This is a genomic window from Nostoc edaphicum CCNP1411 (assembly GCF_014023275.1).
GTDB lineage: Bacteria > Cyanobacteriota > Cyanobacteriia > Cyanobacteriales > Nostocaceae > Nostoc > Nostoc edaphicum_A.
Map to the genome: position 1 here is coordinate 2,506,408 of NZ_CP054698.1, position 13,142 is coordinate 2,519,549.

The following is a 13,142-nucleotide window of genomic DNA, read 5'->3' on the forward strand; positions in this document are numbered from 1 at the left end:
ACATTAAAAAAGTTAGCACTGATAATTAAGAGTTAGTTATTATGGGTTGATTTGTTTGGATGTTTTTAGTCTGCAAATTTACCGAATTTGATTAGTGAGTAAGTGTGAGGAAGTCTGTGACCATTCAAAGAAGTTCGGCAGAAGAAAACCAGTCGGGAAAAGCCTCAAAGTCCAATAAAAAAATTCCCCAGAACTCCAAATCAGGACGTTGGCTGTGGTTTTGGGTAGGTATGAGTGGTATTGCAATGGTGTCCGCAACTGCGGGGGCGCTTTTGGCGGTGTCTTTGACCAGTACACCTTTGCAACAAGCCGAGCTAAGTCCACAGGATGAGGCTGTGTTTGATAGCGATCGCATCTCTGGAGGTGTGATGCGATTTTCAGAATTAACTCGCCCAGTCAATCTCTTAGTCATGGGGATGAGCGTACTTCCTCCAGATGTCCAAAACCCTCCTGAAGAAACCAAAAACCTGAGATATCTGCCCCAAGTAAACTCCTTTGATGGTCTTGCGGATGTGATGCTCTTGGTCAAATTTGATCCAGAGACGAAAAAAATAGTTATGCTCTCCATTCCCAGAGATACCCGTACACGAATAGAAGGGTATGGAGTGAAAAAAATTAATTCTGCCAATATTGAAGGTGGCCCAGCTTTAACTGCTAAAACCGTCAGTAATCTCTTAGGTGGGGCGGGAATTGATCGCTATGTCCGAATTAACGTTCTGGGAGTTGGTAAGCTGATTGATGCTTTGGGTGGTGTAACAGTTTACGTCCCCAAAGATATGAAATATCAAGATGATTCTCAGCATTTGTACATCAATTTGAAGGCGGGTAAGCAGCATCTCAACGGCGATCAGGTACTACAATTGCTGCGGTTTCGTCATGATGAACTTGGTGATATTGGTCGGATTCAGCGGCAACAAATGGTCATGCGTGCTTTGATGGATCAAACACTCAACCCAGCTACGGTTGCTCAATTACCTAAAGTTCTTGATGTAGTGAAAGACCACATTGATACAAACTTGACTGTTGAAGAGTTAGTGGCACTATTGGGTTTTGGAGTACGGACAAATCGCTCTAATATGCAGATGTTAATGCTGCCAGGTCGCTTTAGCGAGAAGAATGAGTATGATGCTAGCTATTGGTTGCCTAACAAAGATGGAATTGCCAAACTCATGGTTCAGCACTTTGGTTTGGAATCAGACCAGGAACAGGAGATGGCTAATCCACGCTATTTGCGTGTAGCAATTCAAGATAGCACAGGTGGCGATCGCTCTAACCTCCAACCGTTAATTAGCGCCTTGGAAAAATCTGGATATCGCAACGTCTATATAGCCAAAGCATGGGGTGAACCTCTAGAGGTAACTCACATTGTCGCCCAACAAGGAGATGGTGACAGTGCCGAATCAATTCGCAACACTTTGGGATTTGGAGAAGTGCGTGTGGAAAGTACGGGCAACCTCGGCTCGGATATAAGTATCCAAGTAGGTCAAGATTGGTTGCAACAAAAATCTATTTTCGAGGATTTGCTGAGTAAGTAATTCGTAATTCGTAATTAATTACACTGGTTACGGCTAATTTACTGACTGGCTGAGTTCTTGGAGTTTAGCTGCTACCACACCATTGGTTAATAATTCTTCTGCTTTAGCTAAACCCTCTGGCATATCTGGACAAATACCACTCCGCCATAGATAAAATCCGCCATTCCATAAGGCTGTTTGCATTAGTTCACCTGGTTTACCTGCTAAAACTTCCTTAATATCTGCCACTAATTCTTCAGTAGTTCCAAGGGGTACGTTCTTGGTAGTAAAGCCGTAATCGCGCGGTACGAGGTGCAATCGTTCTACCTCTTGGGATGCTACAGATGAAGATAAGCTGATAATTGCAGTGCGATCGCGCGGTAAGTCGCAACTACCTTCCAATCCTTTCACTAATGTAAATTTTGTTACTCCCCGCAACCCCAGAGCGATCTTAAACATTCCTTCTGTTGGCGGATGGACAAACCCAGCAATTACATGAGCATCGCCGGCATAAGGACACCAAATTAACTCCATTGTCGCCAAGGGCGGACGTTTGCCAAGTTGGTCGCGGTACTCCCAAATACTTGTAGTTAAGGGAAAATGCTGAGGTAGATAAATAAAGCCAATTCCCGTTTGCTCAAATACTTGCTGAGTTTTTGCCAGTGGTAGGGTAGTCCAATCGACTCCTAAACCCTGCCAAATATCTATTAAGGGTAAACCGTACTTGGTTGGTAAGCGATCGCCACCATGCATTATCACTGGTTGTCCCACTGCGGCGAGTAATAAAGCTGTTACCGGACTAATTGGTGCTGTGCGTGTTCTGCCATCATAAGGGATGCCAAGTGCGATCGCTGGTCGAGCAGAGGCTATTGGTTGCAGTTTTGGCCCCAGTTCATCATAGGCATCCAACATTCCGGCTAACTCTTCCCCCGTGGGACGCTTGATTCGATGAGCAATCAAAAACGCGCCGATTTGGGCTGGTGTCGCTTCACCCAACAGCATCATTTTAGTAGCGGTGGCTGCTTCTATACGAGTTAAATTCTCGCTCGTGTGACTTCCACTACCTACTTTTTGCAGAAATTCCCGAAATATATTGCTCATTTGTCATTGGTCATTTGTCATTTGTCATTGGTCATTTGTCATTGGTCATTAGTAACCTTGAATTACGAATTACGAACTACGAATTACGAATTTACTACACAATATATACGGTGAAGTTGACTAGGTTATCCTGACCAAATCGCAGTGAGTCACCGTTAAGTAGGCGATATTGCATACCAGGAGTTAGAGAGGTGTTGTTTAAATAAATACCATTTGTACTCATATCAACAATCATGTATGAATTTTGCGACCAGTCCCAATCGACTCGCGCATGACGACGAGAGACTATTCCTTCACTGGGAATGCCGGTTAAGTCAATTTCTGGCGGCGCTATTCCTGGACTCTGACTGCGGCGACCAATATAGCCTCCTTCCCCAACAAGGTTAAATTCTCTTCCAGTGCTATGAATCAGCTTTAAGACTGGCGCTCTTTGAGGCGGGGGAGTATAAACAGGCGGTGTTGGTGGATAAGAAACCCGTGGCTGATAAACTGTTGAATAATCAACGGGAGCTTGTTGGGGAGCCTGATAAGGTTGGTCTGTTGCTGGTCGTTGATACTGAACTGGCGGTTGTTGACTGGGTGGTTGTTGACTAGGCTGTGGTTGAATAGGTGGTTGTGGTGTTGGAGCAACTACATTACCCACGGGAGTGGAACACCAGGGACAAACCTTAGCATTGTTAGGCAGGGCACGGTTAAAATATTCGCAACTGGGATTAGGGCACCGATTTGCAGGCATAGGAGTTTATATCATCAGGCATAGGTTGTAAAGCTACAAGACCTACTTTACTAAGTAAACACTGACCCTGACGAGTAGTTAGCATCTGGGCAAATGTAGAACCACCAGGCAGGCGGTTGCTGTCTTTAGGGTACACTACAAAAATAGGGTATCCCAGAGGGTAGCTTTGGAAAGTTGTGACATCAACATAATAATCATCATGCTGACATAAGTCATCTGAGGGATTAATTGAGCGGCGATCGCGTTTTTGAAATAGAGGTTGAATAGCTGACTTTCTACCATCTGCGATCGCTAGCGGATAACCAGTACACTGTTTCCAAGTTTTACTGATAATGCCGAAACTGATAATACCGGTGGTTCGCCCCTCTAAAGTTTCACTGCGGATCTGGTTTTGGGTTTTTGTTGTATCAAGTTTAGTAACATTCGCTGCAAATAAAGCTTCGTCTTGAGGAGCATTTTTGAGAACTATTTCCTGAAATTTACTGATTGCTTCTGGTTCATTTGGGGCAAAAGGTTTCACCGGTAGATTTGGAAGTTTGGGATTAATCTGCTGCCAATTAGTGATTTTGCCTGTGTAAATTTGACGCAATTGCTCAAGATTGATTTGTCCCCCCAGAGCATTAGCAAGATTTGAGTCTCTTTTATTAAATGCTACAAAAACAATTAATCCATCATAAGCAACTTGTTTTTTAGCAAGTTTATCTGTGATATTTTCTACTAAACTAGTGATTGCAAAATCTTTTTTGTTTGTTTGGATTTCTTCAATACTTTTAATTGGATTACTTATATTTGCTGACAAAACAGATTCATACTTAAATGTTGCTGTTGCATCTGGCTTTGGTCTGGTCAATAAATCTCCTAAACGATTGTTATCTACTGGTTGCGTTAAAACATAACTCCACGTACTTTCTTTTTCTCCTGTGTAAGTAAATTGCCCAGAAGGAACGTTGGGAACCTCTGAGAAATTTCGCACAAGTCTAGACCATAGTATATATTGATTAGGACTATCAGTTTTCCTGCCCAAAAACCAATACCAAATTCCCCCACCGAGTAGTAATAACGCCATAATTACTAGCAATATTAAGGGCATTGGGAAACGCTTTGCTGTTTCTTTAGAAGCTGGCGAACGTAGTGAACTTGAACCTTTGCCATGATCTTCTTTGGGAAGTTGTAGCAGTGCTTGACGAGCCGTTTCTGCGTTATCGAAAGGAGTTTCTAAACCAATTAGTCGATAAATAAACTGCTTTAAATGGCTATCGGTATCTGGCCATTGTTGATTATCTCTAGGATCGAGAGGCTGGGTTGATAAAAAATTAGTTGTCCGTCCTGTCCATAAATAAAAGGCTAGTAATCCTAATGATTCTAAATCTTGCTCAGGTCTAGCGGGAGCGGGTTGAGGAATAATGGGTGGAATAAATAAGTTTTCCCAGATAGCTAAATCACAAAAGTATATGGAAAACTTTTGATTATTTTCTACTTTAATTAAGGTACTATCTAAACTGATGTTGCCGTGAGTTATACCGAGTTGTGTTTGATTTGAGGGAAAACGCAGCTTTTGGGTGTGGAGAAACTGGAGAGTTTGCAAACCTTGATTTAGTACCTCACGAACATCAGAAGATGTCATTGCTCCTTTTTCTATGAGATACTTAGCTAAAGTTTGGGATGACTCTATTCCTTGAGTAATTAGATAACAGCGTTCTCCTTTTTCATCTGCGATCGCTTCTTTTGTTTCCACAAGACGGAAGTTTTGAATTCGACTATCGGCTAAACTTATCCCACCCACCCGTTTGAAAGTCTCTTTGCGCTTTTGAGTCTCGTTTTCATTAAAACAACGATTGGGTAGCAGGTATTCTTTGATGATTACAGGCTGTTTGTCCTTGAGTTGGATACCTGAATATAAGCGGCCTAAACCCCGAACACTAATAAAACTAGCTATTTGATAAGTCCCCTGATTTCCTTTAATCTCAGCCTCCTGTGGTAAAGTTGCTGGAAAACCACATTCCAAGCAAAACTTAGCGCCCTTGATTTGCTGCGCCGTTTGGAAAGGGCGATCGCAACTTAAGGGAGAATTATACGAGCAGGGGTATTCTTGATATAAAGATTCAAATGAAGGCATATACAAAAAGTTTCGTGAATTGCGCCGATTACTTCCGTCGCGCTCAAGCGTGAACTAATCCTAACTTGAGGGCTGTCACAATCGCTTGAGTCCGGCTAGTAACCTTCAATTTTTCAAAAATACTGGTGAGATGCGCCTTAACAGTAGCAACTGTTACATATAAATGTTTAGCGATTTCTTCATTAGAAGCACCTTGAGTTAACCAGTATAAAACTTCTTGCTCTCTTTCGGTTAAATGCACTTCATGACATGCTTTTACACAAGAATCTGAATAAGCCTGAAAAAACCGGAAAAATCGACTAGCAACTTCTGAAGGTAGGTAAATTTCTGACCTTGTAACAGTGTCAATAGCCTCACACAATTGGGTTGCTAAACGATTTTTAAACACATAACCTGCGGCTCCCCCTTGCATTGCTCTAAAAATCCAGTCGTCTTCTTGATGAGCCGATAATACTAAAACTTTGCCAGTATAAGCAGTTTCCTTAAGCCGTGCTAAAACTGTAATCCCATCACATCCTTTTAATTGCATATCCAGCAAAATTAAATCTGGACACTTCTGCGTTGTAAACTTTAAAACCTGCTCTACAGAATCCGCATCACCCATAACTTCTACAGGTAATGCAGAATTAATACTATAAAAATTCAGAAGAGTACGTAACCCCTGACGAAAGCGTTCTTCGTCATCTACCAGCAAAACCGAAAGTTTCTTGCTATCATTAGCCATCTTTTTAATTAAGAATTACGAATTATTTATCTACTTCTTGGTCGAGGTAAAATTATAGAAAATTGTGCTCCGCTTTCTGATAAAACTTGCGCCCAGATACTTCCTTGATGATCCAGAATAATTTTTTTAGCAATAGTTAAACCTAGTCCTGTGCCTCCTTTACGCCGGGAATAAAATGGGGTAAATACTTTTTGTAAATCTTCTTGAGATAGTCCTAGACCTTGGTCGGAAATTTTAATTAAAACTTCATCTTGAAAAATCTGCCAGCTACAAGTTATAGTTCCTGAATTAGGGCTGAAATGAACAGCATTACTGAGGATGTTATCAAATACTTGTTTTATTTGTAATCTGTCTATCTTCAGTATTGTCGATGTATCGGGAATCAATATTTTAAGTTTTTTCTGATTAATTAGAGGTTGTAAATTTGTGATACTTTCAACTACCAAGCTTCTTAAATCTTGAAGTGTTACTCTTAATTTTGCACTTTGACCGCAATCAATCAGTTCGTTTAAATTAATATCTAAATCTTGGATGCTTTCGCCGATGATTGTTGCTTGTTCTTGCCAAGGACTATCCTTTAATCCTAAGCATAGATTATGTGCATACAATCCTATCAGTCCTAGAGAGTTACGTAATTGATGTCCTACTCGATGCAGGATGTCTTCCAGGAGTTGGATTTCAGTTTTTTGTCTTCCATAGTTTAAGTAAATATCTATATAGTTACTCAGGAGCATCGCAGAACGTTTTACATATAATTGCAAATTTAATGAGAGAGGTTCACGAGTAATAATTTGAATGTATTCAGGTTTTTGATTTCTATAGGATATGGGACAAATGTAGGAAATGGATGAAAAGTCCTTAAGTCTCAATTCATGTAAAGTCAAAGCAGGTGGAAAATCTGTAAACCATACTTCTGAGCGCAAATAAGCTAAAGTTTTTTGGGAAAAAGGAGCTTGGTCTTGACCATAATTTATAATTTCCTGATTAGCTCTCAATAAGGAATCATGATAGACAATCCGAGCGAAAAAAATTGGATATTGACTAGTTAACTGTTCAGACTCAAGCTGACAAAAGCTCTGAATTTCTGAGGAATTCAAATAATTAGAGCCATTTTCTAATTTTTGTACAGAAAAGCCTAGTGTCATAGCTTCACTCGCTTTTTGCAACCAAATATTTTACTTTTCTGCTGACCAGTATAAAATTATGCAGTCTCAGGAATGTTTATTTTTTTGTTAAGTTATCTTTGTAACCAATTAATACAAAGAATTATTAAGTTTACATTCAATACTGCATTTCATTTTTATAAGTATATACAAGCATATAGTAGTTATATTAATCACGGCTTAATAACTTTTGTGAGATAAGTGTGTCGCTATTGCTGTCAACTTGAGGTAAAACCCTTTTTAAATCTCGTTTCCAGCCTCTGGCTGGAAATGCAACTCAAAAGCGGCTCTGCCGCAAGTCTAGAGGCGGCAGCCCCAACGATGGGTATTCCCAGTCGGAGACTGGGAACGAGACATATCTAAAAGCTTTTTCTAAGATGGCTTTCACATTTAACACCAATGGTAAAATTGCCCACCCCACAAAAAAATGCAGTGCGTCTGATTAAGAACTACTCCAGACTAAATCTACAAACTGAAGTTACCGCTTTTCGGATTTTTGAAAATCTAAATCTTCTCTAGTAGTCTGTCAAATTCATTTTGACGGTTAGAGAGACGCATTAACAATTCAAAATTAAAGACATTTCAGACGGGGATTTAAACCCCGACTGAAATGGGTGCTATATGTATATGTAGGGGTCTTAAACCCTTTTATTTATGATAAATCGCCGTCTCTACAGGGAATTTATCCATCAATTATTGAAAGACTACTAGTACCGCAAGGCGGAATTCGGAATTCGGAATTCGGAATTTGTAATTAATTGTTTGCAAGGGTTTCAGACGTTTAAGATGGGTGGCTTATTTACGCCGTGCGGTACTAGCTTTCTCAATCATTCTGAGCAAATGCTGAGTGGGGAGTGGACAAACAGAGAGACAATGCCCAATGCCCAATGCCCAATGCCCAATCCCAAAATATCGACAAAAGTCTAATTAACTTTAGAAGACTGATACATATACTGTAGATGCATCTGGATTAGCTACCAGCAGAACACCTTCATGCTTATCTTTGTTCTTCAAACTTTAGCCGAAATTCTAGCTGGAGGAACCTCACTTACCAGTACAGAGCAAATTGACTTTAGCCATCCTGGTAATCGGAGGGAAGAGGGAGCAGGCCCGACTCTCAATTTATACATTTTTGATATCCGTGAGAGTAAGCAGGTACAACATTCTGGTAGGCAAGTTGAACGCAAGCTAACACGCGCTCTACAACCTGCTACTGTAAATTGGGCACCCGCTTGGTTTGATGTTTCGCTGCTATTAACAGCGTGGGATAGAACAGCTTTAGGTGAGCATCACTTTATCAGTGAGGCTTTGACTGTGCTGTTGCGCCATCGCACCTTGGAAGAGGAGTTTTTGGTTCCGGAATTACGGGGCTATGGTAATTTGAACCTGACAGTTGCCCTAGAGCCGCCAATTGAGATTGGTTCTTTATGGAGCGCTCTCAGCGTGCCATTGCGTTCAGCCTTATATTTGACAGTTACAATTCCCTTCGAGCCACAACCGACTCCAGTACCTTTGGTTTGGGAGCGAATTTTCAATTTGCGAAATCAATTGTCTCGCGATAGTGACAGTTTAGTTCTAACTAGACGAGTTGCGATCGCAGGTATTGTCAAAAGTGCGGTGACAAATCTGCCGTTGGTAGCGACAGAAGTAGCTGTGAGGGGAACTGAAAAATCCATATTAACTACTAAAGAAGGGCTGTTCTTCTTTGAAGACCTTCATTTAGGTAATTATGTTTTGACTCTGAATCATCCTGGCTATTTACCCCAAAACGTTAATGCATTGGTAGATAACCAAAGTCATACTTTCAAAGAAATATTTCTAACTCCTGAATAATTAGATTTTTACTGACTTGGAGGGACTTTCATGGCTAGACTTGATTACTTTGCTCCTGGTGTCTACATTGAAGAAATTGACCGGGGTAGCCGACCAATTGAAGGTGTTAGCACAGCAGTTGCCGGATTTGTCGGCTTTACTGAAGATGTTCGCGGTGGGGCTGAGTTATACAAGCCCATGCTAGTAACCACTTGGACGCAATTTTTAAACTACTTTGCGCGTCCCAACTCTGATGGCTTCACCGACTTCAACGCCTATTTACCCTTTTCAGTCTACGGCTACTTTATGAATGGTGGCGGTCGTTGCTGGGTAACAAGCATTGGGACTCAGTTACCAGGCGCACCCAGACCAGCAACTCCAGAACCGGCTAACTTACGAATTAACGCTCGAGGTAATCGTCCAGCCCTCCGCTTTACTTTGCGCCCTGAGCAAGCATCGGGTGGATTAGTAAATATCGTAATTATTGATGGTTCACCCCGCGCCCTACCTGAAGGTACTGAAGGAGAAGCGCCTCCAAATACGGGTGAATATTTCACCATCGAAATTCGTCGGGGAGATGAACTTCTAGAGCAATACGAAAACTTGACAATGAACCGCGAACCTGCTGGTCAAACAGCAACTTATGCGCTGGCGGCATTGAGAAATTCCATGTATGTCACTGTAGAAGACATAACTCAAAGCGGACAACCTTTAGCTCGTCGCCCTGTTAATGGTCAATATGAACTAGCGCCGCCCATTGTCGCAGCCCCACCTGATAGATTTTCGCAAAATTTGGAAGGGGTTCGAGACGATCGCACCGGGGTACGCGGTATCTTTGAAGTTGATGAAATCACAATGCTGGCCTGTCCTGATGTGATGCGGGCTTATCAAGAGCAGATACTTAATTTAGATCAAGTTCACGGCATCATCGAACTGATGATTAGTATGTGCGAGGGTTCTGCCAGTGGCGATATTCCCAACCCGCCCAACCGGATGGTTGTACTGGATGCGCCACCGGATGCCGTCAAACCTCAGCAAGTAGTGGAGTGGTTAAATAGATTTAACCGTCGTTCGATGTTTGCGGCCCTTTATTATCCTTGGATTAAAGTACCTAATCCACGCGATCGCGGTAATCCAATTTTAGTACCTCCTTGTGGTCATGTGATGGGAGTTTGGGCCCGCACCGACGAAACCAGAGGAGTTTACAAAGCGCCTGCAAATGAAGTTCCCAGAGGCGTAATTGGTTTGGGTTATGAAACAAACTTCCGCGAACAAGAATTATTAAACCCACTTGGAATAAATTGCATTCGCAGCTTCCCGAACCGAGGTATCCGCATTTGGGGCGCACGCACCCTAGTTGAGCCAGATAAAACAGAGTGGCGTTACATCAGTGTGCGTAGATTAATTAGCTATATCGAGAAATCCCTAGAATTGGGGACACAGTGGGTAGTTTTTGAACCGAACGACCAAGATTTGTGGGCGCGTGTAACCCGCACCGTCAGTAACTTCTTAGAGCGCATCTGGCGTGAAGGTGCTTTATTTGGTGCATCTCCAGCACAAGCATTTTATGTCAAGTGCGACGAAGAATTGAACCCACCAGAAACCAGAATCTTAGGACGTTTATATATTGAAGTCGGTGTTTGTCCCGTCAGACCGGCTGAATTTGTTGTTTTCCGCATCAGCCAATGGAATGGCATTGAAGATAGCGAATAGGGCATGGGGCATTGGGCATGGGGCATGGGGCATGGGGCATTGGGCATGGGGCATGGGGCATTGGTCAATCATCAATAGTTCTTCTTCCCCTGCTCCCCCTGCTCCCCCTGCCTCCCCTGCTCTCTACTCCCCATTCCCCATTCCCAAAATTAACCACACACAAAGGAATCTAAAAGTATGTCAGGCGAATTTTTAACCTCTTGTAAATTTTACTTCGAGGCTGACGGAATTACTGATAAGTTCATCAAAGAAATTAGCGGACTAGGCGTTGAAAATACACCAGCGCAAGAAGTTCACGGTTCATCTAAAGCCGGTAAACTAATGCGCCAAGCTACACCAACCGTTGTGAAATTTACCAACATTACAGTAAAGGTTATCGCCACTGCTGATATAGACCTTTATAAATGGTATCAAGATTGTAACGAAGATATGGGTGATCCTCGCAAGTGGTCACAGAATCGTAAGACTGCTTCGGTAGTTGCTTACGACCAACAAGGCTCTGAAAAAGCACGCTGGAACATTGTCAATTGCTATCCCTGTAAATACACCGGGCCTACCCTAACTGCTTCTGGTGGTGAAATGGCGAATGAAACTATTGAATTGGTTCACGAAGGAATTAAACGAATCAAATAATTAGCATTTGCAGTAATTAACAGTGGTACAATCCGCAAGCCGAATTCCAGAAGTTCTGACAGCCCATCGGTTCTATTTGGAGCTGACACTAGAAGGTCAAAACGATGCCAATTGCTTTTTTTTGGAGTGTCAAGGCTTCAAAAGAACCCAAGAGGTAATTGAAATTTCTGAAGTTACTTCTCAAACCTGGGGTACAAAAGGGCAATCAAAAGGTCAGGTGGTGAGAACTAAGCTTCCTAGCAATCCCAAGAGTGGTAATCTCACACTGCGTAGAGGTACCACCAACTCTATGGATTTTTGGAAGTGGTTTGAAAAAGTCGAAAAGGGTAATTGGTCACAGCAACGTAGACTTGTTGCTTTATCTATTTATAATCAGGCAAATCAAGAAGTAGCTAGATTTGAATTAGCCGGTGCTTGGCCCGCAAGTTACAAAATTGCCGATGTCAACGCCCGCAGCCATGACATCGAAATTGAGGAGGTGGAGGTTGCTTTTGAGGAATTTAAACGCGTGAAGTAATTAGGAGGAGTATGTTTCCCACAGAGTTTGAATTTACACTGCCAAAGGGGTATCTAGACTCTGAAGGCAACCTCCACCGTAAAGGTGTAATGCGTTTATCAACGGCGATAGACGAAATTGCACCCTTGCGTGACCCCCGCGTTAAAGCTAATCCCGTTTATGCGACAATTATTATCTTGGCGCGAGTGATTACCCACTTGGGTGCTTTATCAGAAGTGACTCCTGCAATTGTGGAAAACTTTTTTTCCCAAGATTTAAATTACCTCCAAGATTTTTACCGACGAATCAATGGCTTGGAAGGCGAAACTTCCATCCCAGAAGATACAGTAAATTCTCCCGAAGCACTTCTTCATAATTGAATTGGGAATGGGGCATGGGGCATGGTGAATAGGGATGAGTGAGTGGGGAGCAGGAGTGTAGGAGAATAGAAAAAAAACTCATTAACGGAGTTCAAAGACTCGTTCACGAGTATCAAAGACTCATTCACGGAGTTCAAAGACTCATTAACGGAGTTCAAAGACTCATTCACGAGTATTAGCCTCGTTCCCAGCCTCCAGGCTGGGAATGTATTCGCAGAGGTTCTACCTCTTGTCAACAAAGAGGAGGCGGAGCCTCCCAGAATGGGTTCCCAGCCTTCAGGCTAGGAACCAGTCAAATGCCCAATGCCCAATGCCCTATTCCCAATGCCCAAATTAAAAAATTAAATAACCTATGCGCCGTAAAAAGGATACTCTCTGCACAGAATTTGCCTTCACTCTTCCTAGAGGATTGAGTGATGGAGAACAACGAGTACATCGTCATGGGGTGATGCGTTTAGCCACCGCCAAAGATGAAATTTTGGTGCAACAAGAACGCGGAGTTCAGGAAAATCCAGCTTACGGTGTTTTGGTGATGCTTGCACGGGTTATCACTCGCTTGGGCAGTTTCAATTCTGTTAGTCCTGATTTACTCGAAGGACTGCTCTTACATGACATTGCCTATCTCCGAGAATTTTACAATCGAATTAATCAGCAAGGGAATGTACATATTCCAACACAATGTCCCCACTGTAATACTCAATTTTCAGTGGAGCTAGAACTAGCGGGGGAGTCCTAAGCTACCCCTCTGATACTT

The 13,142-nt window shown here is 42.3% G+C and carries 12 protein-coding genes; 7 read left to right on the plus strand and 5 right to left on the minus strand.

Translation table 11 applies throughout. From position 1 onward, the window contains the following. Nucleotides 1-116: 116 nt before the first annotated feature. The gene (locus HUN01_RS12900) at nt 117-1,535 is read left to right on the plus strand and encodes an LCP family protein (RefSeq protein ID WP_181931604.1); all 1,419 of its coding nucleotides are present in this window, start codon (nt 117-119) and stop codon (nt 1,533-1,535) included. Between the two features lie 33 nt (nt 1,536-1,568). On the opposite strand, the gene HUN01_RS12905 is transcribed toward HUN01_RS12900, so the two are convergent. From HUN01_RS12905 to HUN01_RS12925, 5 genes are all read right to left on the minus strand, one after another. Continuing rightward, entirely contained in the window at nt 1,569-2,615 is a 1,047-nt protein-coding gene (locus HUN01_RS12905; protein ID WP_181931605.1) for an anthranilate phosphoribosyltransferase family protein, read from the minus strand. A 94-nt stretch (nt 2,616-2,709) separates the two neighbouring features. Beyond that, nucleotides 2,710-3,351, minus strand: a complete 642-nt coding sequence (locus HUN01_RS12910) for an FHA domain-containing protein (RefSeq protein WP_181931606.1) — start codon at nt 3,349-3,351, stop codon at nt 2,710-2,712. Continuing rightward, on the minus strand, nt 3,329-5,467 hold the full coding sequence (locus HUN01_RS12915) for a substrate-binding domain-containing protein (RefSeq protein ID WP_181931607.1): 2,139 nt from the start codon (nt 5,465-5,467) through the stop codon (nt 3,329-3,331). Before HUN01_RS12915 ends, HUN01_RS12910 begins: the two co-directional genes overlap by 23 nt. Nucleotides 5,468-5,510: 43 nt before the next feature. Further along, nucleotides 5,511-6,191 (minus strand): response regulator transcription factor, encoded by a 681-nt coding sequence (locus HUN01_RS12920; protein ID WP_181931608.1) that lies wholly within the window; start codon nt 6,189-6,191, stop codon nt 5,511-5,513. Nucleotides 6,192-6,217: 26 nt separating this feature from the next. Beyond that, nucleotides 6,218-7,336 (minus strand): sensor histidine kinase, encoded by a 1,119-nt coding sequence (locus tag HUN01_RS12925; protein ID WP_181931609.1) that lies wholly within the window; start codon nt 7,334-7,336, stop codon nt 6,218-6,220. A gap of 1,011 nt (nt 7,337-8,347) precedes the next feature. Here HUN01_RS12925 and HUN01_RS12930 point away from each other — a divergent pair. The 6 genes from HUN01_RS12930 (at nt 8,348) to HUN01_RS12955 (ending at nt 13,124) form a co-directional block, all read left to right on the plus strand. Next, on the plus strand, nt 8,348-9,187 hold the full coding sequence (locus HUN01_RS12930; protein ID WP_181931610.1) for a Pvc16 family protein: 840 nt from the start codon (nt 8,348-8,350) through the stop codon (nt 9,185-9,187). Nucleotides 9,188-9,217: 30 nt separating this feature from the next. Continuing rightward, complete coding sequence (locus HUN01_RS12935; protein ID WP_181931611.1) at nt 9,218-10,879, plus strand: phage tail sheath family protein; 1,662 nt, start codon at nt 9,218-9,220, stop codon at nt 10,877-10,879. A 177-nt stretch (nt 10,880-11,056) separates the two neighbouring features. After that, nucleotides 11,057-11,512, plus strand: coding sequence for a phage tail protein (locus tag HUN01_RS12940; RefSeq protein ID WP_181931612.1), 456 nt, complete (start codon nt 11,057-11,059; stop codon nt 11,510-11,512). A gap of 22 nt (nt 11,513-11,534) precedes the next feature. After that, a complete protein-coding gene (locus HUN01_RS12945) occupies nt 11,535-12,029 on the plus strand; it encodes a phage tail protein (protein ID WP_181931613.1) in 495 nt (164 codons plus the stop codon). Nucleotides 12,030-12,040: 11 nt separating this feature from the next. Continuing rightward, nucleotides 12,041-12,388, plus strand: coding sequence for a hypothetical protein (locus HUN01_RS12950; protein WP_181931614.1), 348 nt, complete (start codon nt 12,041-12,043; stop codon nt 12,386-12,388). A 352-nt stretch (nt 12,389-12,740) separates the two neighbouring features. Next, nucleotides 12,741-13,124: a phage tail assembly protein gene (locus HUN01_RS12955; protein ID WP_181931615.1), complete on the plus strand. Its 384-nt coding sequence runs from the start codon at nt 12,741-12,743 to the stop codon at nt 13,122-13,124. Nucleotides 13,125-13,142 lie beyond the last annotated feature (18 nt).

What these genes read in the sequence shown, in the direction of transcription:
- HUN01_RS12930 (WP_181931610.1), top strand. Translation starts at nt 8,348, where the DNA reads ATGCTTATCTTTGTTCTTCAAACTTTAGCCGAAATTCTAGCTGGAGGA.
- HUN01_RS12940 (WP_181931612.1), top strand. Translation starts at nt 11,057, where the DNA reads ATGTCAGGCGAATTTTTAACCTCTTGTAAATTTTACTTCGAGGCTGAC.
- HUN01_RS12920 (WP_181931608.1), bottom strand. Translation starts at nt 6,191, where the DNA reads ATGGCTAATGATAGCAAGAAACTTTCGGTTTTGCTGGTAGATGACGAA.
- HUN01_RS12905 (WP_181931605.1), bottom strand. Translation starts at nt 2,615, where the DNA reads ATGAGCAATATATTTCGGGAATTTCTGCAAAAAGTAGGTAGTGGAAGT.
- HUN01_RS12915 (WP_181931607.1), bottom strand. Translation starts at nt 5,467, where the DNA reads ATGCCTTCATTTGAATCTTTATATCAAGAATACCCCTGCTCGTATAAT.
- HUN01_RS12955 (WP_181931615.1), top strand. Translation starts at nt 12,741, where the DNA reads ATGCGCCGTAAAAAGGATACTCTCTGCACAGAATTTGCCTTCACTCTT.
- HUN01_RS12925 (WP_181931609.1), bottom strand. Translation starts at nt 7,336, where the DNA reads ATGACACTAGGCTTTTCTGTACAAAAATTAGAAAATGGCTCTAATTAT.
- HUN01_RS12935 (WP_181931611.1), top strand. Translation starts at nt 9,218, where the DNA reads ATGGCTAGACTTGATTACTTTGCTCCTGGTGTCTACATTGAAGAAATT.
- HUN01_RS12950 (WP_181931614.1), top strand. Translation starts at nt 12,041, where the DNA reads ATGTTTCCCACAGAGTTTGAATTTACACTGCCAAAGGGGTATCTAGAC.
- HUN01_RS12910 (WP_181931606.1), bottom strand. Translation starts at nt 3,351, where the DNA reads ATGCCTGCAAATCGGTGCCCTAATCCCAGTTGCGAATATTTTAACCGT.